General features: G+C 45.0%; 22 protein-coding genes. 11 read left to right on the top strand and 11 right to left on the bottom strand.

Annotation, left to right across the window (positions count from 1 at the left end):
• Positions 1-30: 30 nt before the first annotated feature.
• The gene (locus B9G69_RS06045; protein ID WP_088615601.1) at positions 31-426 is read right to left on the bottom strand and encodes a hypothetical protein; all 396 of its coding nucleotides are present in this window, start codon (positions 424-426) and stop codon (positions 31-33) included.
• Between the two features lie 202 nt (positions 427-628).
• Here B9G69_RS06045 and B9G69_RS06040 point away from each other — a divergent pair, with 202 nt between their 5' ends.
• Positions 629-1,174 (top strand): hypothetical protein, encoded by a 546-nt coding sequence (locus tag B9G69_RS06040; protein WP_141096930.1) that lies wholly within the window; start codon positions 629-631, stop codon positions 1,172-1,174.
• Between the two features lie 139 nt (positions 1,175-1,313).
• On the opposite strand, the gene alaS is transcribed toward B9G69_RS06040, so the two are convergent.
• Genes alaS through B9G69_RS06025 form a run of 3 tightly spaced genes read right to left on the bottom strand, consistent with a single transcriptional unit; the run spans position 1,314 to position 5,659 of the window.
• Positions 1,314-4,037 carry an alanine--tRNA ligase gene (gene alaS, locus B9G69_RS06035; RefSeq protein WP_265438006.1) on the bottom strand — a complete coding sequence of 908 codons (2,724 nt, stop codon included), beginning with the start codon at positions 4,035-4,037 and terminating at the stop codon, positions 1,314-1,316.
• Positions 4,024-4,470, bottom strand: a complete 447-nt coding sequence (locus tag B9G69_RS06030; protein WP_254916881.1) for a regulatory protein RecX — start codon at positions 4,468-4,470, stop codon at positions 4,024-4,026. Before B9G69_RS06030 ends, alaS begins: the two co-directional genes overlap by 14 nt.
• Before the next feature lie 37 nt (positions 4,471-4,507).
• Positions 4,508-5,659 (bottom strand): metallophosphoesterase, encoded by a 1,152-nt coding sequence (locus tag B9G69_RS06025; RefSeq protein WP_088615598.1) that lies wholly within the window; start codon positions 5,657-5,659, stop codon positions 4,508-4,510.
• Positions 5,660-5,768: 109 nt separating this feature from the next.
• Here B9G69_RS06025 and B9G69_RS06020 point away from each other — a divergent pair, with 109 nt between their 5' ends.
• The 5 genes from B9G69_RS06020 to recA all read left to right on the top strand — a co-directional run bounded on the left by B9G69_RS06020 (position 5,769) and on the right by recA (position 10,451).
• Complete coding sequence (locus B9G69_RS06020) at positions 5,769-7,478, top strand: AMP-binding protein (RefSeq protein WP_254916880.1); 1,710 nt, start codon at positions 5,769-5,771, stop codon at positions 7,476-7,478.
• 147 nt (positions 7,479-7,625) lie between these two features.
• Entirely contained in the window at positions 7,626-7,928 is a 303-nt protein-coding gene (locus B9G69_RS06015; protein WP_088615597.1) for a KH domain-containing protein, read from the top strand.
• A gap of 330 nt (positions 7,929-8,258) precedes the next feature.
• On the top strand, positions 8,259-8,738 hold the full coding sequence (locus B9G69_RS06010; protein ID WP_088615596.1) for a phosphatidylglycerophosphatase A: 480 nt from the start codon (positions 8,259-8,261) through the stop codon (positions 8,736-8,738).
• On the top strand, positions 8,739-9,227 hold the full coding sequence (locus B9G69_RS06005; RefSeq protein ID WP_088615595.1) for a CinA family protein: 489 nt from the start codon (positions 8,739-8,741) through the stop codon (positions 9,225-9,227).
• 81 nt (positions 9,228-9,308) lie between these two features.
• Positions 9,309-10,451, top strand: coding sequence for a recombinase RecA (gene recA, locus B9G69_RS06000; RefSeq protein WP_088615594.1), 1,143 nt, complete (start codon positions 9,309-9,311; stop codon positions 10,449-10,451).
• Positions 10,452-10,832: 381 nt separating this feature from the next.
• On the opposite strand, the gene B9G69_RS05995 is transcribed toward recA, so the two are convergent.
• Positions 10,833-11,375: a hypothetical protein gene (locus B9G69_RS05995; protein ID WP_088615593.1), complete on the bottom strand. Its 543-nt coding sequence runs from the start codon at positions 11,373-11,375 to the stop codon at positions 10,833-10,835.
• Between the two features lie 151 nt (positions 11,376-11,526).
• On the opposite strand from B9G69_RS05995, the gene B9G69_RS05990 reads away from it, so the two are divergent.
• Positions 11,527-11,766 (top strand): hypothetical protein, encoded by a 240-nt coding sequence (locus B9G69_RS05990; protein WP_088615592.1) that lies wholly within the window; start codon positions 11,527-11,529, stop codon positions 11,764-11,766.
• A 49-nt stretch (positions 11,767-11,815) separates the two neighbouring features.
• On the opposite strand, the gene B9G69_RS05985 is transcribed toward B9G69_RS05990, so the two are convergent.
• Positions 11,816-12,451 carry a hypothetical protein gene (locus tag B9G69_RS05985; protein ID WP_088615591.1) on the bottom strand — a complete coding sequence of 212 codons (636 nt, stop codon included), beginning with the start codon at positions 12,449-12,451 and terminating at the stop codon, positions 11,816-11,818.
• Between the two features lie 341 nt (positions 12,452-12,792).
• Here B9G69_RS05985 and B9G69_RS05980 point away from each other — a divergent pair, with 341 nt between their 5' ends.
• Complete coding sequence (locus B9G69_RS05980; RefSeq protein ID WP_088615590.1) at positions 12,793-13,206, top strand: DUF2388 domain-containing protein; 414 nt, start codon at positions 12,793-12,795, stop codon at positions 13,204-13,206.
• A gap of 3 nt (positions 13,207-13,209) precedes the next feature.
• Here B9G69_RS05980 and B9G69_RS05975 read toward each other — a convergent pair whose 3' ends face one another.
• The 3 genes from B9G69_RS05975 to B9G69_RS05965 form a co-directional block, all read right to left on the bottom strand.
• Positions 13,210-13,620: a hypothetical protein gene (locus B9G69_RS05975; protein ID WP_088615589.1), complete on the bottom strand. Its 411-nt coding sequence runs from the start codon at positions 13,618-13,620 to the stop codon at positions 13,210-13,212.
• A gap of 158 nt (positions 13,621-13,778) precedes the next feature.
• Entirely contained in the window at positions 13,779-14,075 is a 297-nt protein-coding gene (locus B9G69_RS05970; RefSeq protein WP_265438005.1) for a hypothetical protein, read from the bottom strand.
• A gap of 174 nt (positions 14,076-14,249) precedes the next feature.
• Entirely contained in the window at positions 14,250-14,735 is a 486-nt protein-coding gene (locus tag B9G69_RS05965) for a glutathione peroxidase (protein ID WP_088615587.1), read from the bottom strand.
• Positions 14,736-14,880: 145 nt separating this feature from the next.
• Between B9G69_RS05965 and B9G69_RS05960 the strand changes: the two genes are divergently transcribed.
• Positions 14,881-16,251, top strand: coding sequence for a hypothetical protein (locus tag B9G69_RS05960; protein WP_217897695.1), 1,371 nt, complete (start codon positions 14,881-14,883; stop codon positions 16,249-16,251).
• A gap of 122 nt (positions 16,252-16,373) precedes the next feature.
• Here the strand turns inward: B9G69_RS05960 and B9G69_RS05955 are convergent, their stop codons facing one another.
• A complete protein-coding gene (locus B9G69_RS05955) occupies positions 16,374-17,561 on the bottom strand; it encodes an aspartate kinase (protein WP_088615585.1) in 1,188 nt (395 codons plus the stop codon).
• Between the two features lie 32 nt (positions 17,562-17,593).
• Entirely contained in the window at positions 17,594-18,553 is a 960-nt protein-coding gene (locus B9G69_RS05950) for a lytic transglycosylase domain-containing protein (RefSeq protein ID WP_088615584.1), read from the bottom strand.
• 219 nt (positions 18,554-18,772) lie between these two features.
• Here B9G69_RS05950 and flgF point away from each other — a divergent pair, with 219 nt between their 5' ends.
• Positions 18,773-19,594, top strand: coding sequence for a flagellar basal-body rod protein FlgF (gene flgF, locus B9G69_RS05945; RefSeq protein WP_088615583.1), 822 nt, complete (start codon positions 18,773-18,775; stop codon positions 19,592-19,594).
• Between the two features lie 45 nt (positions 19,595-19,639).
• Positions 19,640-20,425, top strand: coding sequence for a flagellar basal-body rod protein FlgG (gene flgG, locus B9G69_RS05940; protein ID WP_088615582.1), 786 nt, complete (start codon positions 19,640-19,642; stop codon positions 20,423-20,425).
• Positions 20,426-20,427: the final 2 nt, after the last annotated feature.

Below are 20,427 nucleotides of genomic sequence, written 5' to 3'. Positions count from 1 at the left end.
ACAAAAAGGGAACTGTTACCTAATAGCTAATTACTTAGTGCAAGAAAGTGGGTAGATGTTGCCGTTTGCAGCCATGAAGCCAGAGAAACCAGCACCTTTGTTGTCAGCGCTTACGCCGAAGAAGCCAGTGTTTTTGATAACGCCGTCATCAGTTTGCGCAGACTTTTCAGTCAATGCCAACATTTGCAAGTAACCTTGTTTCATTTGGCCAGCAACAGTGCCTTTATCCAATTGAGCAAAGAAAGTTGAAGAACCAGTTTTTTCAGTGATTTCCATAGTAAGGAAATCAACAGATGTATCATCACCCAAAGTTACAGTGATAGTTGCTGCTTTACCTTTAGAAGGTGCTGCGCATTTCAAAACAGTTGAATCAGCGAAAGCTGTAGAACCAGCAAGAACAAGTGCCGCTACGATAAGTTTTTTCATAGATGTCTCCTTAGTTGTTTAAAATTCTGTTGTGACTGGATCGAGGCTATTTCACGGTCTTTGGTCTAGCAATGCAAATGCATTGCGCAATATAGAGGATCTGACGCCAACTGCGAGGGCTCACTGTGAGAACACAAGGAATTTCACCGTACCAAGGTCAAGTTTCTTACAAGCCTTACCGAAGAGAAACAAACGGGGGATTATGATGAATAAGGGTTGGGTGCTGATACTTGCCGGCTGTCTCATTTTGGGATTTCAGAACTGCAGTCAGGCGAATTTGTCATCGTCTGAATTAGCAAGTACAAATGCACACCTAGTAACTCCTTCCGTCGGTACGGGCTCTGAAGCTGACAGTTCAGTCGTCATTTCCTCATTAGATATTCCGCTGACGATGGGTTCACTCTCCATCGATCCTCAATCGGGTCGCATCGTTTATTTAGGTGCGAACGAACAAATCATCGACGAATATTGTTTGCCAGCTTCTGAAATTGCAGAGCTTCAAAGTTATTTGAAAGTTGGCAATATCTGTGGCCCAAAAAACGCGGTGGATTCCGGCGCTCAATGCGGTCAGGTGTACACTCCAGCTTACGCAGTTCTTGGTATAGGCGATCAAAAAATGAATCTAGGCGAGAGCAACGATTCCTGTGGCAGAGGTTTTAAAGACATCTGCGGCGATCAAGCAGCACAATCATTCCGTGGTCTCGTAGCTTACATTCAAAAGAACTTCAAATCTCTTGCTTGCGAATAAGGTACGTCCTTACCTGGAAAGGTAGTTACTTACCTTGACCTTGCCTTTAATAAAAAAGGCCCGTGTTAATACACCGGCCTTTTTTATTTCGATAGCTTATCTAAGTAAGGCCCTACGTTTTAAGGTAAGGACGTACCTTTTAAAGTCCTAGGGTGCTGCGTACTTTGGTGAAGGCGTCGTTGATTTTTGAGCGATCTGGGGCTGCACCCTGAGCAAAGTCCGGGCGACCGCCGCCTTTGCCACCCATGATCGCTGCCACCTCTTTAAGAACATCTCCGGCTTTATGGTCGCCAGTGAGATCTTTAGAAACAGAGACGATGATTGGGTTCGAGCCTTCGCCTTGACCTACAACAACAACAATTCCTGACTGGATTTTGTTTTTAAGGTCGTCAGTTACCTTCGCCAAGACTTCACGGTCATCCATCGGAACGTCAGCCAGAACAAGTTTCGCAGCAACGCCAGATTTAGATTTGAACGACATCGCTTTGCTTGCAAGGTCATCTACGTTGACTTGTCCGCCTTGAAGTTTTTTGATTTCTTTTTCAAGGTTTTTGATTTGGTCTTTGATCGTCTCTACGCGGTTTGCAAGAGTCGCTTTTTCACCAGTCACTTCAAGATGCTTCAAGTAATGAGCAGATTTTTGCAAACCAGCTGCCGCCAGAGCTTCGTCCAAGTGCTGGATAGAGCTCATTGCGTATTTTACTGCAGAATCACCAGTGATCGCTTCCACGCGGCGTACGCCCGAGCTTACGCCGGATTCAGAAACGATTTTGAACAAGCGAATGTTCGCCGTGTTCTTAACGTGTGTACCGCCGCAAAGTTCTGCCGAGAAATCACCCATCGTTAAGACGCGAACATCGTTGGCATATTTTTCACCGAAAAGCGCCATAGCGCCTTTTTCGATCGCTTGCTTGTGTGGCATCAATTCAGTTTTCACTTCAAGACCGCGGGCGATTTGTTCGTTCACCAGTTCTTCGATCTTACGGATTTCTTCAGAACTAACTGGTTTATTGTGGGTGAAGTCGAAACGAGTTTTATCGGCATCAACCAATGACCCCGCTTGAGTTACGTGGACCCCTAATACTTTGCGAAGAGCTGCGTGCAACAAGTGAGTCGCTGAGTGGTTGCTCGCCGTGTTTCTTCGTTCAACCGGATCAACGCCAGTAATGACTTTTGCGCCATTTTTGAAGGAACCGTGTTCGACTTCAACGTGGTGAAGAATGATATCGTCAATTTTAGTCGTGTTCACCACGCGCGCACGATTTGTGTCTTGCATGATGTAACCAACGTCACCAGCCTGACCTCCACCCTCACCATAGAATGCTGTTGCATCCAGGATGATAAGACCTGTATCGCCTGTTTTAAGTTCGTTCACCACAGCTTGGCCATTTGAAAGAGCCATTACAGTACCGTCAGCGATAGTGCCCTCGTAACCCAAGAACGTCACAGATTTACCGGCTTGCAAATAGTCCTTTGCAAACTTGATCATGTGAGCTTCATCAGCTCCCATGGATTTGCCTTTCCATGATGCCTTGGATTTTGCGCGATTCGCTTCCATCTCTTTTTCGAAAGCTTCTTCGTTTACTTCGATGCCGTTTTCATTCGCGATAACGCGAGTAAGGTCTGCAGGGAAACCGTAAGTGTCGTACATACGGAAGACAACTTCGCCGGAAAGCTCCTTGATGCCTGCAGATTTTGTTTTAGCAAGCTCTGCAGTCAGGATTTCGGTACCTTTATCTAATGTTGCCAAGAAACGATCTTCTTCGTCTCGGATTGTATTAAGGATATGATCACGACGAGTCACTAGTTCTGGATAGACAGAACCCATGGTGTCGATCAAAGCTTCTGCCATGCCCGGCAAGAAAGATTTATCTGCAGACAGCTTACGTCCGTAACGGATTGCACGTCTCATGATACGACGAAGGACGTAACCACGGCCTTCGTTTGATGGTAAAGCACCATCAGCAATCAAGAAAGAAGTCGAGCGGCAGTGGTCAGCTAAAACGCGAAGAGCTGACGTTGTCTCTGCAGCCTTTGCATCTGCAGCTAATACTTTTTTATCAGTGACATATTTTACGCCACCGATCTTACAAGCCAGTTCAATCATCGGTTGAAACAAGTCTGTATCGTAGTTATTAAACTTGCCCTGCATTGCTGCAGTCATACGCTCAAGACCGCCACCTGTATCCACGGATGGTTTTGGAAGTGGAGTCAGAGTTCCTGGAGGATTTTCAAAGTATTGCATGAATACCAAGTTCCAGATTTCAACGAAGCGATCTTCCCCAGCTTTGATGCCTTCGTATGGATCAGCAATAGTTCCAGCATGAGGACCGTGATCATAGAAAATTTCTGTACATGGACCGCAAGGACCTGTGTCACCCATTTTCCAGAAGTTATCTTTGTCGAAGCGGAAGATGCGATCTTTTGGAATGCCTTCTTGAGTGTGCCAGATATCCGCGGCTTCATCGTCAGAAAGATGAACTGTGACGTAAAGCTTTTCCTTAGGAATTGCCAAAGTCTTAGTTAGGAATTCCCATGCAAAATGGATAGCGTCTTTCTTAAAATAATCACCGAAGGAAAAGTTACCCAACATTTCAAAGAATGTATGGTGACGAGCTGTGAACCCTACATTTTCCAAGTCATTGTGCTTACCACCAGCGCGGACACATTTTTGTGAAGTCACTGCGCGAGAGTAATCGCGTTTCTCTAGACCCAAGAAAGTATTTTTAAATTGGTTCATTCCGGCATTCGCAAAAAGCAAAGTCGGATCGTTCTCTGGAATCAAAGAAGAAGAAGCGACATGTTTGTGCCCATTCTTTTCAAAGTATTGGATAAAAGCATTTCTGATCTCAGAGCTTTTCATAAATAACCTTTCTCACGGTCTCGGAATCAAATCCTCGCGAAGCCAGCAAGCGTCCCACGCGTGCTTTGTCTTCTCGAGAAAATTTATAATTTTCTTCAAATTTATTCATGACAATCGCCATGGCCTTTTCAAGTTCCAACGCCGAATCGGTCTCAACAGCGGGCAGACCTTTTTCTTCAAGGTAGCTATTGATGTAACAAATTCCTTTGTTGCGACGATGAAGCGTCTCTGCAAGGCGAGAAGCATGATCTGCGGGATCTCCCAACCATTTTTTTTCACTGGCGAAAGAGATAGCTTCCTCAATAGCTTCCAAGCCGTCTTCCTCGTCCACAAACTTGCCGTGCAACTTACTTCTAAGCTCTTGCTCAGAATGTTCACGGGTCGCTAACAGATCCATGATTTTTCGTTTTGCAGCAGTTTTGGTGTCAGACATAGGCAGAACAAAATCTATCTGGTTCTGCCTATTTAAGTCATGCTTTTTTCAGAGTAATTTCAGTCAGTTCGCAGAAGGTTCCTAAGCGCAGGCTGGGGCCCCAGTAACCTGTACCCTGATTGACATACAGCCGCATGTTTTTAAGGCTGTAAAGGCCCTTGGGATAACGCTGAAAGAATACGATTAAAAAGTTCCAAGGAAAGAACTGACCGCCATGAGTATGGCCGGAAAGCTGTAAATCAAAGCCTTTATCGCAAGCCTTATCAGCAATAGCCGGCTGATGTGCTAAAAAAATCTTAAACGCCTCGGCTTTTTGCTGGGAAACTAGCTTTTCCAGGTCGGCAGGTTCATGACCGAATTGACGAGCGGCTGGGTCTGCAATTCCTGAAATTTGCAGCGCGGAGCCGTTAACTTGAAGAGTTTCAGTCTGATTTAACAAGACGTGGTACCCAATCCCGCGAAAGGCAGCCAAGCTGCTTTCAATATTCCAATAGTACTCATGATTCCCCGGCACATAGTACGTACCAAATTTTGACTGAATCTTTTTTAGAATATCAAATTCTGGGATATGGCGACCAGCATGGTCATCCAGAATATCGCCCGTAAAGATCACTAAATCTGCATTCAAACTATTCGTTTTATCCACAAGCTTTTGAACAAATGGAATGGGTAAGCCGGGTGCCACGTGCAAATCTGTGATGTGAAGAAGTCGCAAACCATTTAGACCCTCGGGCAAGTTCTTAAACGGGATCTCGACTTTAATGACTTTAACACCCAGGCGGACAACCAGAGTTCCCAAAAGCAAAAGAATCAATGGAATCACCAACAACATTCCTGTCGCCTGTGTTCCGTAAAGTTGAGCCCCGACAAACTCGGGATTGGTATAGTTCAATACAAAGCCCGCTATGTCGCGAAGGATGATAAACGTCAGCAAAAAGCTGATGTACGCCATGGAAAAATGGGCTGCACTGAAGTACGGATCGCGCCATGGTTTTGGTTCGCTGCGAGATTCACTTCGCGACCAGAAAAACAAAGGCATCGAGATCACAATACCAAATAAAATTCCCAAAAAACCGACGATGAAAAGAGTTTGGCCCACAGATAAGTCAGCGTATCTCACCATTTGGTGAGTGACGTACATGAAGACCGCAAAGAATAGAGCGACGATGATTGCGCGAAATGCTGCCATGATTATTTATATCATGGCGTCTTGTGTTTGCACAGAAAGTTGCAAAAACACAAATCCTCGAAGAGCTGCGTCAGTGATAACCTTAATAGAGCATATGTGGAGGTGTTCAGTGGCATTAAGTAACGAATTTATCAAGGCTCGTGACTTCTTAATTCTTCATCGCGCGGATTATGAGTATGCCACTAGGGAATTTAAATGGCCTGAGTTGGTGAATTTCAATTGGGCTCTGGACTATTTTGATCCCATGGCTGAAGGAAACAACAACCTCGCACTTTGGGTCACTGGAGAGCACGGCAAAGAAGAAAAATACAGTTTTGCAGATATCTCCGCCCGCTCCTCTCAAGTTGCTAATTATCTGCGCAGACTAGGACTGAAACGTGGTGACCATGTGCTTTTGTATATGGGGAATGAGACTGCCTTGTGGGAATTGATGCTGGCTTGTGTAAAGCTGGGCGCAGTAATGATTCCGACAAGTCCATTGATTTCTTTGGATGAGTTGCAAGATCGACTTATTCGGGGTGACGTAAAACTAATCGCTACGACAGTGCATGAAGCTGGTAATTTTGACGTGCAATCGCCAACGGCCATAAAATTAGTAGTGAATGGCAAGGCAGAAGGTTGGCAGGACTATTCCGAAGCCACGCGCGAAAGTGCCGACTTTGCACCCGAAGGCGATACCAAAGCAACTGACCCGCTGTTGATGTATTTTACTCCGGGGGCAAGTGCCAAACCTAAAATTGTCGAACACACTCACGCGAGCTATCCGATAGGTCATCTGTCGACGATGTATTGGATGGGATTAAGACCTGGCGATATTCATTTGAATGCGGCTTCACCAGGTTGGTCGATGCATGCTTGGGGCAGTTTTTTCGCGCCTTGGAATGCTGAAGCCACAGTGTTCGTTCACAAACATGAAAGGTTCGATGCGCAGGTCATGCTTGAGACGATGGAAAGATATGGGGTCACGTCAGTTTGCGCGCCACCAACAGTTTGGCGCATGCTCGCTAACGAAGATTTGGCACGTTATAAACTAAAACTTCGTGAAGCCGTTAGTGAAGGTGAGCCTGTTGAAATGGAGTTGATTTCAAAATTCAAGGAAAGCTGGGGAGTCACGATCCGAGATGGTTATGGACAAACTGAAACGACGGCTGTGATTGGGAATACTCCGGCACAGAATATCGATCCACATACCATGGGACGACCGCTGCCAGGATATAACGTCGTTTTATTAAATCGTGATAACGCAGTGGATTCGGAAGGTGAAATCTGCATTGATCTCGCGAACAACCCAGCGGGAATCATGTCTGGTTATCGCGATTCTGATTTGGCTAAGACGCCAACGGCGACCTATTATCGTACGGGAGATACCGCTACTCGCGATGAACAAGGAGCATATATTTTCCAAGGTCGCACGGATGACACATTCAAGTGTTCTGACTACCGCGTGAATCCTGTGGAGATCGAAACTGTATTGCTAGAGCATCCTGCTGTGCGCGAGGTTGCGGTGATTCCAAGTCCGCATGCCTTGAGGCAAAATGTCCCGAAGGCTGTAATCTTTTTAGCTAAAGGTATGGAGCCCACCCGGGAACTAGCTTTGCAAATTTTAAATCACTCACGATCGCGTTTGACCCCATTCAAACGTATTCGTCGTATAGAATTCTCGGATTTGCCAAAGACCACGTCGGGCAAAATTCGCCGCGTGGAATTGCGTGTTCGTGAACAAAAACGCGTAGCTGGAAATGAAAAATCACAGTATGAGTTTTGGGAGGAAGATTTCAAAGCAGTCCTGCCAGAGAGTTGGGCTCAGGATGTGCCTTAGGTACTGCGTCCTTATCAGCGCTCGCATTTGAAAATATTTAGACGAATCTCCAGCGCGAATAAACCGTAATCCGTATAAATTTATATCACCGGCAACGAGTGGAGATCGCTGTTGGTGATCATAAAAATATAACTGGAGAGAGGAAATATGTCTGAGCAAGAGAAATTAGACGCGAGAGAGACTGGCAAAAAAATCTTACATTCAATTCTGCATGAGATGTTGGATCACGCTGAAAAAGTTTGCGTGGAATATTCTGTTGGCGATCGTACAACAGTTTATAAAGTAAATTGCCATCCGCAAAGCCTGGGTCAGTTGATTGGTTCTAAGGGCAAAAATATTGGCGGTATTCGCGCTGTGATTTCAGCTATGATGGCTCGCAAAGGCATCCGTGCTATTATCGAGATTCCCTATGTTGCTCACAACAACACTCGCATGGAATTTAGCGAGTAGTTTTCGTTCCTTGTTCCGTACCGGCTCAAGTCCTCAATTATTTTTAGTTATTTAGACGTTGGGATTTTTAGGCCTGAATTGGGGACTAGATTGGCGAAGCTCTCTCGAAGTGCAAGTCTTCCGTGGCACTTCGTAATGAGAGAGAGCCTCGCTTCAAAATATAATCAAAAGCGGACTCTCAGTATTGAGCGGTTCAGCTCCTAAAGTAAAATCGCTAATTTTAATACCATCCATAAAACTAACTCGCGATGTCATTTCCCCCATGGAGCGGGGTAAAGGTGCGATGCATTTTGCATTGCATCCCCAATAGGTACGGCGTACCTCTGGGGGATGAGAAATTTCCTGAAAAAGCTGGCGACATTTTTTGGTGTGGGGCTAAGTCCCAAGGCGCCAGGAACGGTTGCAACTGTTGCAACTATTCCGCTGGTTTTGCTTCTTAATTGGGCAGGTCCGCTGATTTATATGGCGGCTGCAGTTGTTCTATTGGTTTTGGGAATTCTTGCTGCGCAGGCATATGAGGAAGACAAAGGCGGCCATGATCACAGTGAAATTGTGATCGATGAAGTTGTCGGCTTTCTGATTGCGATGATCTGGTTGCCGATGACATGGCGGGCCATTTTAATTGGTTTTGTGCTGTTCAGAGTTCTGGACATTACTAAGCCTTTATTCATAGGATATTTAGATAAGAAGATCCAAGGAGGTCTTGGTGTGATGATTGATGACATTGCCGCAGGTATAGTTGTCAGTCTGATCATGCAGTTTCTTTACACCCACACCAATTGGTTGGGTTCGCAAATTTTGGTCGGTTAAATGACTGAGAATCGCGACAAGAAACTACAAGAACTTATTCGATCCCTTCGCGACCAAAAACTCACAGTGGGTTTTGCGGAAAGTTGTACTGGAGGTGCACTTTCGGCTTTTTTGACAGAGCAAGCAGGTATATCCGACATCTTTTTAGGCTCTGTGGTTTCTTACTCTAACGAGGCGAAGGTGGATCTTCTGGGGGTCCGTCGAGACACTCTCATGCAAGAGGGTGCGGTGAGCGAGTCAGTCGCTCGTCAAATGGCGCACGGAGTGCGTCGACAGCTAAAAACTGATTGGTCTGTGGCAGTCACAGGTATTGCTGGTCCGAGTGGTGGAACACCCACAAAGCCAGTAGGCACTGTATGCTTTGCTATTGCTGGGCCGAACTTTGAATCATCTCGAAAAGAATTATTTTCGGGTGATCGCAAAGCAATCCAGCAAGCGGCTGTAGACTTGTCCGTAAGTTGGCTGTGTGAAGTTCTCGACAAGAAATAGTAACGGGCAGCCCCCAAGCTGCTAAAAAATAACAATAATGATTTGCGGTGAAAGAATCGCATAAAAGAGAGGGACTAGCAGATGGCAAACACTACTGTGTCAGACGCAAAAGCAAACAACGAAAAAGCAAAAGCATTAGAATTGGCTGTTTCATCTATTGAAAAGCAATTCGGTAAAGGTTCAATCATGCGCTTGGGCGCCAACGACTCTTTGGTTAAAGACGTTGAAGCGATCAGCACGGGTGCATTGAGCTTGGACTTAGCTCTTGGTATCGGCGGTCTTCCAAAAGGTCGTATCATTGAAATCTACGGACCTGAATCTTCTGGTAAAACAACTCTTTGCTTGTCTGTTATCGCTCAAGCTCAGAAAAAAGGCGGCGTGGTAGCATTCGTAGATGCTGAGCACGCTTTGGACGTAAACTATGCTCGTAAATTGGGTGTTAACACCGAAGACATGTTGATCTCTCAACCAGATACTGGTGAGCAAGCTCTTGAAATCGTGGAAACTTTGGTTCGCTCTGGCGCGATCGACGTACTTGTTGTCGACTCTGTAGCGGCTTTGGTTCCTCGTGCAGAGATCGAAGGCGACATGGGTGATTCTCACGTAGGTCTTCAAGCTCGTTTGATGTCTCAAGCTCTTCGTAAATTGACAGCAGCTGTGAATCGTTCAAACACGCTTGTTATCTTCATCAACCAACTTCGTATGAAGATCGGTGTGATGTTCGGTAACCCAGAAACTACTACGGGTGGTAACGCGTTGAAATTCTACTCTTCTGTTCGTTTGGATGTACGCCGTGTTGGCGCGATCAAAAACGGTGAGGACGTAACTGGTAACCGTACTGCAGTTAAAGTTGTGAAAAATAAAATGGCTCCTCCGTTCACTAAAGTTGAATTCGACTTGATGTACGGTGAGGGTATTTCTGAAGAAGGTGACTTGCTAGATCTAGCAGTGACTGCGGGCATGGTTGAAAAATCTGGCGCATGGTTCTCCATCAATGGGGAGCGCATGGGTCAAGGCCGCGATGCTGCTAAGAACTTCTTGAAAGAGCACCCAGAATATATGACTGATCTTCGCAATAAGATCTTGGCTAAAAACGGTATCGGTAAACTTTTGATCGATGCTGAAGGTAACAACGGTGAAGACCATGAAGGTACTGAACCAATGGAAATGCCAATTGAAGATGCAGCTCCGAAAAAAGAAAAAGTTAAAAAAGGTAAACACTAATTTTAACGAAATCGTTCATCTCTGGTGAACGACTTGAAACATAAGTTTTCAATTTTCAAACCCACTCCCTCAAAAGAGTGGGTTTTTTTATTGCGATGACCCTCAGCTTAGAAACTCTATTCTCATTCCGTTGTTAGTTAATAAAATTTCAACGGGAGCTTAATAAAGAACTAACAATCGAACATTAGGATGGTGTTATACTAAGTACAGATACACGAAGTATCTGCAGTAATGAAAAATTAATCAGACATAAAAAGGGATTTTATGTTGAATCAGTCAATGATGACGCAAAAACCGGTTGCGGCGGCAGACGATAATCGTCCTGTGCCTTGGCCATGGTAAAAATAAAAAACCCGCTCTTTGAAAGCGGATTTTTATTTTCTAGCGAGTGAATGTTCCGTACAGGTAAATTGCATCTTGCACCCATGTGCACTGTTCGATAGGTGGGCGGTGGTGATCGCCAGGGTACCATTGACATTCGCGGCGTTGGCGCATTTCGCGAAGGACCTGTACTTTTAATTTTACTTCGCCGTTCTTTTCTTTGAAGTCGACGTACATCTTACGCCCTTGAACCATTAAAGCGCAGCGACCGCGGTCAAAGTCGAATTCGACAGCATCGACTTGTGGATTGGATTTTTTGCCAGTGATATAAACTGTGCGCAGATTCCCGAAAGATGATTGGCAGTTGTTGTTTAGGATGTCTGTGCCCATTTCGTTGCGATAACGAAGGACGGGTTTATTGCCTTCAAAGCTCAAAATCAGTTCGCCATAAACGCCATTGAACTGGCCCGAGTAAATACCTTCATACTTTTTAGCTTTAGAAAGATAAGCATTTGGAATACGACCGTCTTTGATCTCAACGGTTTTACAACCTGCCACAGCCGTCAAAGCTAAGGCAGCAACAAAGAATTTAACCATCTTCATAGAGTCCCCCTAAGGGACTGACTAAATCACAGGCATTGCTTCCGAGCAAAAAGAAAACGACCAATGCCCTGCTTAAATACATCAGCGGCAATCTTGCTTGGATTCCTTGGGATGGGACAATGGTGCAACACGGTCACATAAGGAGAGCGCAATGAGAATCACAATGGTCGCGGTTTTGTTGATGGCAAGCGCAGCACTGGCACAACTGCCTGACACATCAAAGATGATGGATCAAGCGAAGGGTAAGGCCTCTGACATCATGGCTGCGTGTAAGGAAGACAAAATTAAGTTCTGTGATAAGGTTACGGAGATGAATGCCATTAAAGAGTGTCTGAAAAGAAATAAAGATGGTCTGAGTGCCGGGTGTAAATCTACATTGGGAGTTAAATAAAAAAACCCGCTCGAAAGAGCGGGTTTTTTATTTTCAGACTCTTAGAATCTTACTGGTTATAAGCGATTTTTTTTCTGCCCACCAAACCACTGGATTTCTTAGGTGACGATGCACGCGTCACCTTAGCCATCCCAGCTTCGTAGGGACTGATTTTAGCAATTTGTCTTTTTTGAATTGGTTTAGCTTTCGCAGCTTTCACAGTCATTGGTTCAAGAACCAGTGTATTTGGGGCTACAGCAGAAGTTGCAGCGGGTTTAACCGCTGCAGTTTGGACTGAAGCTGGAGCACGGTTAGCTTTGATTGCTGGCGCTGCTTTGGCAACAGCTACAGGTTTAACGACTTTTACATTGTTCTTAGCTACGACAGTCTTTGCAGCAACTGGTTTTGTTTGCTTAGCTATAACTGGCTTAGCAACTGAAGCAGGCATACGTTTTTGAGTGGGATCAATATATGTTTTAGTCAAAAGAGCTTGGTTGTTTGTTGCGGAACCCTTAGTTTGGGGAGCTTCGTAAACCACGCGACGAGTGGGATACACCGACCAAGTTTTAACGACACGTTTTTGTTTCACGTAACCTGGTTCAGGTTTCAACGTTACTTTCAAGTCGTTGGATGAAGATGTGTTTGCTTGTGCAGTCGCGCACAATGGTAGCAAAGCTAGAAGTGTCAAAACGATGCGTTGTCTCATTTGCAGAACCTCTTATCAATCAACGTGAGTATGTATAAACGAATATGCAAGCACAGTGCCGTCTATAAACTAATCAGGTGTCAATGAAGCAGTATAGTTGGCGAAGGAATGGACACTGTCTAAAATAAGTTAGGCAATCAAAATGAGTCTTTCATTCTGAGTCGACTTCACTGGTGTCATTCGAGTTCGCCGCCACGTTTCACAAACAACTGCCAGAGACAAAATGTCTCTGAAAATTTCTGTCACACACTCCCAAACGGAATCTATTGCAAAAGAGTTATTTGAGAGCTTGGCAGACTCTTTGTATATATGAACCGCATGTTAATCACGGGGGTTAAAAAATGAAAAGTATCTTGGTATCTCTTGTAGTAATTGCATTCACTGCTTCTGCATTCGCGGGTCCTGGCCATGGTCATGGTGGCCCAGGTTACGGTCGCGGTCCTGGACATGGTGGGCATCACGGTCCTCCACATCATGGTGGTCGTCATGATGACAATGATGCAGGTTTGATCGCTGCAATTTTCTTGTCTGTGTCTGGCGTGCTTTTGACGTCTTCTACTGCTTGTGATTCATCACAATCCTGCGCATACAAACAAATCATCGCGGATTCAAAAGACGATGCTGCTGTTTACATTGCAACTGAAGGTGATGTGAAAGGTGTGAAGCTTGTTCGTTCTTTGGAGTTGTTGCGCAACCTTGCGCCTGAAGTTGAAAGTTCCGACATGGAACTGGCTGAAGAAATCATTAACTGGTAATTCTTAAGACGCGATTTTCTTTTCCGTCTGACTCATGATCGCCTGGGTTCTTAAATACTCGTTGTAACGAGGATTGCCCAGGTGGTCTTCATAAATCTCTGTCCATGATTTTGCTGAAGTATAAACCACAGTGGCATAAAGTTCTTTGCTTCCAAATGAAAACAAATGTTCTTTTCCGGTAGAATCCACTCCGCAGAAGGTGTCATAGTCCGGAAACTTGGCGATAAAATCTTGAGTATTGTCGTGGTTCACGCCTTGAAGCATGTCATCGACAAGATATTCTGATTCAGAAATTCTTTTGAAATGGTAAATAGTGAATGTGCGGGGAGTGAAATCATTAAAATGAATTTCAGATCTGACTTTACCGTACAGCTCGAATGCATCTTTGGCTTGAATAACTTTACCTGTTTTCATGTAAAGCTTATCGGCGAGCTAGACTGGGGTCTAGAGTGGAATCTGAAAGATTTGAATTGTGTCTATATTTTGGACGAAAAAACTCAGATTCAAAATAAAAAAACCCGCTCGAGGGGCGAGCGGGTTTCAAAAATCTAATCCTAATAAACTGGGATTAATTAGTGGTTCATTTGAGCGCAAGCAGAGTAGTCATAACCTTGAGCTACGCACTCGTTGATCGCTGCATTTGATTTGTAAGAACGTGGGCAAAGAGAAGCTGCACGAGAGTAATCATAACCAGTTTCAGCCATGATAGCGCTTACGTTGCAAGTTGCAGTTTCAGATTTAGTGCAAAGAACTTTTGCTTGATCCAAGAAGTAACCTTTTTGAAGCAATTGAGTGATACATTCATTTGAAGAAGTTGCGAATGCTGGAGCTGCTACCAAGAAAGAAAGAGCGATAACTAGTGATTTCATATGTGATCCTTTTTTAAGTTTGTAAAACATTAACTTCGATGGACCTGATTTCGTTGATTATCGCGAAAGAGTCAATATGGTGAGATCATAAACCCTTCACCGGAGCAGTGAACAGGCTTTCACAAGACTTGTGAAAGCCTTGTGAATTGAGCGTGTAAAGAGCGATTTTTCCCTCTAAGCAAGGGCCTTTTGGATGTCTTTGATTAAGTCTTTTGGCTCATCTTTAGGAGCATAACGTTTCAAAACTTTTCCATCTTTTCCGATCAAAAATTTTGTAAAGTTCCACTTAATAAATTCTGTTCCCATGAAACCCGGCGCTGATTCTTTCAACCATTTGAATACGGGTGCTTCGTCTTTACCGTTCACATCGACCTTGCCCATAACTGGAAATTGCACTCCGTAATTGAGCGAACAAAACTGCTGGATTTCGTCGTTAGTACCTGGCTCTTGGGCGCCGAACTGATTGCACGGGAATCCAAGAATCACAAAACCTTGATCTTTAAATTTCGCGTAAAGTTCCTCTAAGCCCGAGTATTGGGGAGTAAAGCCGCACTTGCTGGCCACGTTTACAACAAGGACCACTTGGCCTTTATATTTCTCGAGGTTGATGTCACGACCTGCGGAGTCTTTAACGGTGAAGGACTGAAAAGTTTGTTCCATGGGTTGCCTCCTAATCTGTAATGAAGCCTAGCTGTTTTGCCTATATTTGAGTAGGCATAAACCAGTGTCTCATAATGAGAACTTGAGCGTATGTTCGTCTTGCTATTTGATCAAGTTAAACCCTTGTGAAGCCGATATGTTACCTATGGGAATGAATATCTTTTTTCGTACATTTTTGCTCGCGACCTTTGTGTTCTCTTACGCAGTAGTGGCGAGAGCTGCTTATACGAACAATACGTGTAACAACTCCTGTTCAAACGGGACGACTTGTATGGCGACGGCAAACAGTCAAAATGGCGGCAGATTGTATGAGTGTCGCTCGACGGGAAGTTCAGCTGCAGTTTCTAATGCTATGGCGGGGGCGGCTTGCGGGCAATTGGCCACTTATAAGCAAAAGTGCGAGACTGAGTTGGCAGAGACGGCTAGTAATTGCGATGAAAAAGGTAACCAAGGCATGAACAACGTTTCTAGTATGGCTGGTCAAGTTGCTTTGGCCTTCGGAGCTCAATCAGCCTCTAGTATTCAAGCGGCATGTTCAAGTTCGGCAGCATTGTCTGCTGCTGCAAATGCGGCGCTAGCGGCTTATCGTTTGACGTGTTCAAGTTCCATTCAGGATTGTTCTACTTCCTGTAACGCCTATGTGAATTATGCAAAATCTTGTGCTGCTTCCAATCCGGCGATGCAATCAGCCTATGTCAGTGCACAAGAGGCTCCAAGACAATGTTCTAACTATACAGCGAAAATTGGTGAAGCTCAGCAGGCTATGACGAACATCGCGCAAACCGCTGCGAATGCTTCTCAATGTGCTTCTTTGACTTCAGCGGATGGTACTGTGTCACCAGAAATCTGTGCGGCGAATCCAACTATGGCAGGCTGTTCAACGACTTTGATGGACTGTAATAACCCTTCCATGGCTACCAATAAAGTTTGTATCTGTTCTAAAACTCCAAGTGACCCAGCATGTTTGGGGACTTCTAGTGTGGTAGGCGGTGACACAGGTTTATCAGGAATTGATAACTCAGGTCGCTTGGCTTCAACAGCTTCAAGTACTGACATGACAGGTGATTTGTACAATCCAAGTATCGAGCAGGCTGCTTTAAATAACAGCGGCGGAGCTGAGGACGTGGGTGGTAAGCAAGGCGGCGGCGTGTCCTTTGGTGGCAGCGGCAGTGGTGCTGGTGGTGCTTCTGGAAGTGGTAAAGGTGATGGAACTGCAGCCGAAAAAGCAATCGGCGTAAACGCAGGATACTACGGCAGTGGTAGCGGTGGAGCCTTTGGTGGTGGGGGTTCCGATGGCAGTGGCGGCAGTGGGGGTGCTTACAATCCTAACGCTCCAGGTGCAGCTGCTGGTAAAGGTGGTCCTGATCTTCGTCAGTTCTTGCCAGGTGGAAAAATGTCAGGAGCTCGTGGAGTTGCGGGTGCAACGGGGCCTGATGGAATCACGGGTCCTCATAGTGACATTTGGAAAAAGGTTAATAACCGGTACCAAGTCATGAGCCCTTCTTTGCTACCTTAATTCTTTTAATTGGATGACATCTTCGATCGCGGGCTCGCTTCAAAGGCCCTCGGTTCAGTTTTTAAATATAAAAAATTAGATAGCTCGAAGGGAGGTTGCTTTCGCTTCTCCCTGGAGTGGTTTTAAACCAAGGCGTGAAGAGATTCGATCGTCTGTTTTCTTGAGCTTGAGTCTACTAGGACTGTTACGCTCATGGCGCTCATGATTAGTTTGTGGGCTTGGAGTTGGGCACCGTCGATTTTTTCCAGTACTTTTTGGGGGATTTCTGGGGATGTGGCACCTGTGCATGTCAGGGTCACTGTGGAGAAATCTTTTGGATTCAGAGTGAAAGCTTTTTGGTTTTGTAGTTCGCGTTTTACTGCGCCCATGATTTCTTGGGGGCCTGTAAGCAGAATTTCTGCGTGATCGTGATTGATTTCACAGTGCAAGAGTTGTGGAAAGGCGATTTGCCTTTCTTCGAACAGGGCTTGTAGCTGTTTTAAGGCCTTGGCCGTGTTTTTTTCTTGGGATTTGATTTCTAAAACTGTTTCGTGCGAGTTGAGTGAAAGAGCTTTGCATGACTCAAACATATTCAATCCTTTTTTAACAAGAGTGCCGTCAGATGTTTTGTTGGAAGCGGGGCCGATGTACAAAGTGACTTCGCGAACTTTTGCAAGTTCCACAGAACGATAGTGGAGAACTTTGGCACCCCAGAAAGTCATCTCCATTAACTGATCATAATTCAACTCTTGAAGTGGCTTTGCAGTTTTTACGATATTAGGATCTGCAGTAAATACAGCGGGCACATCTTTTAGGATTTCGCAGCGTTCAGCATTGAAGGCTGCTGCCATCGCTACGGCCGATGTATCGGAACCGCCACGACCCAATGTTGTGATTTCTTTGGTCGTTGGTGAAACACCTTGGAAGCCTGCAAGGATCACGACCTTTTCAGTTTTCAACGCCTCTTCCACGCGAAATGCTTTTACGTCTTTGATAAAAGCATTGACGTGAGAATCATCAGTGAAAATTCCCGCTTGGCTTCCTGTGAAGCTGATCGCTGGGCAACCCAAATCGTTCAGTGCCATTGAAACCAACGACATACTTATACGCTCGCCCACGCTCATAAGCATGTCCATTTCGCGGCGTTGTGGGTGTGTTGAAATTTGGGCTGCAAGTTCGATCAGTGAATTCGTTGTTTTTCCCATCGCACTGACGACGACGATAAGGGAATTATCTTTCGCTTGATTTGCTACGCGCGCCGAAACCGCTTTGATCTTTTCCGGATCTGCCAGTGTGGCTCCGCCGTATTTTTGCACGATTAGGGGCTTCATGAGTTGCAACCTCTGCGATGAATAAAAACGTACTAACGATTCGCAAAACTCGACGCCATCAACGCTGCACCCTTTGGTACACGGATAGCGTGCTTTGCAACCTGACGAGGAATGTACCCTAGATACAGCTCGGCATTCAAATCTTTTAGTGATTTTCTTGTGACACCCAAATGATCGGCAAGTGAGTTTATGTCAGTGCCGCCAGGAACAAAAATGGTTTCGTACTCAAGGGGATCCATTTTTTCAAGGTCACGAAAGCCGTAAAGGTTAGGAGCTTTGGAGATCAACATAGCAGCAAGGATTTTAGGAACGTACTCTTGAGTTTCTACAGGAAGTGCAGAAAGTTTAATGAGCGTCCAGTAATCCTTTGTTCCATATTTTTTGATCTGACGACGTAAGCCGTTTTCGCCCATGTTGTAGCTTGCAGCGACAAGGTACCAAGAGCCGAATTCTTCATGCAGATCTTTCAAATATTTAATCGCCGCCGTCGTGCTCTTTTGCAAATCGCGGCGTTCATCCAACCACCAGTTTTTGCTAAGACCATAGCGAACTCCAGTTGGTTCGATAAACTGCCAAGGCCCTACCGCAGCCGCCGTGCTTACCGCATTTGGTGCAAATCCGCTTTCGATCATCACCATATAAGCCAGATCTGTTGGAAGGTTGGCTTTTCTAAGTTCAGATTGAATAAAAGGCATATACTTGTAAGAGCGCTGCAACCATTCACGAAACCATTTATTGCCACGAACCTGATAGTAAGCGACCCACTTGCTGACTTTCTTATTGTACGTCACAGGTAAATCAAAGATCAGATTGTCCGATTGTACGTGAGTTTGGCGCGCTGTTAATGCCTTCAATTTTTCTTTTAAAGTCAGAGCGTTTGGCTGCGCGACTGGATTTGTGGGCGTTGGTACTGCCGCTTTGAAATTGGCTTCTGCAAAGGCAGAAACGGAAATCTGAAATGTCAGGAAAGCTGCTACCCACGTTCTTTTCATAAAGATTATTATGAAGTCGATTCTTTGACACTGTCGACAAAGAACTGCCGGTAAGACGACACCATGACGAAGGTCCTTGAGTCGGTCAGATCGCAGAAAACTTGAGTCCATAAAAATTTAACGCGACAGAAGTCCAGCATGGAGTTCTTTTCCTAGACTAAGATCGGTCCTGTCAAATGCTGGCATACCCCTTGCTGCTCAACACGTAGAGGAGAACTGATGAGCGTAAAAGGCGTCTATACAGCACTGAGTGGAGCTATGGCACAAAGTACTAAACTTGATACGATCGCCAATAACTTGGCGAACGTGAACACGCCTGCCTTTAAGCGTGATCAACAGCTTTTTCAGGAATATCTGACGGCGAACGAAAAACCGCCTGAAGTTATACAAATCCCCCGTGATGTCGCATCCATAGAAAGCTTCTATAACATGCAGGGTGGTGACAAAAGCTATGTTGATACAAAGGGTACGTTCACAGATTTCTCTCAAGGTGGATTGAAACCTACAGGAAATACGTTGGATGTAGCCATTGATGGAAAAGGATTTTTCGAAGTTGCAACACCCGGTGGAGTGAAACTGACACGTGCAGGTAACTTTACCATGGATGGCAATGGTCAATTGGTAACAAAAGAAGGCTTCCCTGTTTTAAGAGCAGATGCTGCTGGTGGAGCTGATCCTGCATCACGTGTGATCCGTTTTGAACCTAACAACGGTTCTGTAACGATTTCTGACAGTGGTGATGTAATTCAAGGAACTAACAACCTTGGTAAGTTGTCTTTGGTGAACGTAACGAATCCCGATTCTTTGCAAAAGATGGGTAATTCCATGTACGGCTTTAAACCAAATATGAATGCGGAAGTAACCAACATCGCAAATCCAAGTGTTCGCCAAGGATTTGTTGAAACGTCTAACGTAAATGTTGTCCAAGAAATGACAGATATGATTCAGACGAATCGTGTTTTTGAAAGCACGCAAAAAGCCATCCACGCATATGACCAAATGGCAGAAAAAATGGTCAATGTTGTTGGTAGCGTAAAATAATTGAATTGATTTTTTAGTTCGTGAAAATTCCAGGAGGGAATTTAGATGATTAAGAGCTTGAATACAGCGGCTACGGGTATGGCGGCACAACAGACTAATATGGATGTTATTGCCAATAATATTGCCAACGTATCGACGAATGGTTTCAAAAAATCCCGCGCTGAGTTCGAAGATCTAATGTATCAAACCCAAAAAGAGCCAGGCGCTGCAACTGGTATGAACTCCGTTTCTCCAAACGGTGTGCAAGTAGGTCTCGGGGTTCGCACTGCAGCTATTCAAAAGAATTTTGAAAATGGAAATGCACAAATCACTAAGAATCCATTCGATATCCAAGTTGAAGGTAATGGTTTCTTCCGTGTGATGACTCCGGATGGAGATGTTGCCTATACCCGCGACGGTGCTTTTAAAAAAGATCCCACAGGTCGTTTGGTAGATAAAAATGGCAATACTTTGCAACCGGAAATTACTATTCCGTTGAACGTTTCAGGTGTGGAGATTGCTCCCACGGGTGAAGTTCGTACGATTCAAGGCTTAAATGATGCCCCGCAAGTTGTGGGTAATATTGATCTGACGACTTTCGTAAATCCAGCAGGCTTGAAGGCCATGGGTAAGAACTTATTTATGCAAACTCCAGCAAGCGGTCAGCCCGTGACGTCTCGTCCAGGTTTGAATGGTACGGGTTATCTGGCACAAGGTCAGCTCGAGTCTTCGAACGTGAACATCGTGGATGAAATGGTGAACATGATCACAGCTCAACGTTCGTATGAAACTAACTCTAAAGTGATTCAAGCGTCCGATCAGATGCTACAATCAATCAATAACTTGAGATAATT

It is taken from the genome of Bdellovibrio sp. SKB1291214, assembly GCF_002209355.2.
Lineage (GTDB): Bacteria > Bdellovibrionota > Bdellovibrionia > Bdellovibrionales > Bdellovibrionaceae > Bdellovibrio.
Note: the sequence above shows the minus strand (reverse complement) of the source record. Positions and strands in the feature narration are given on the sequence as shown.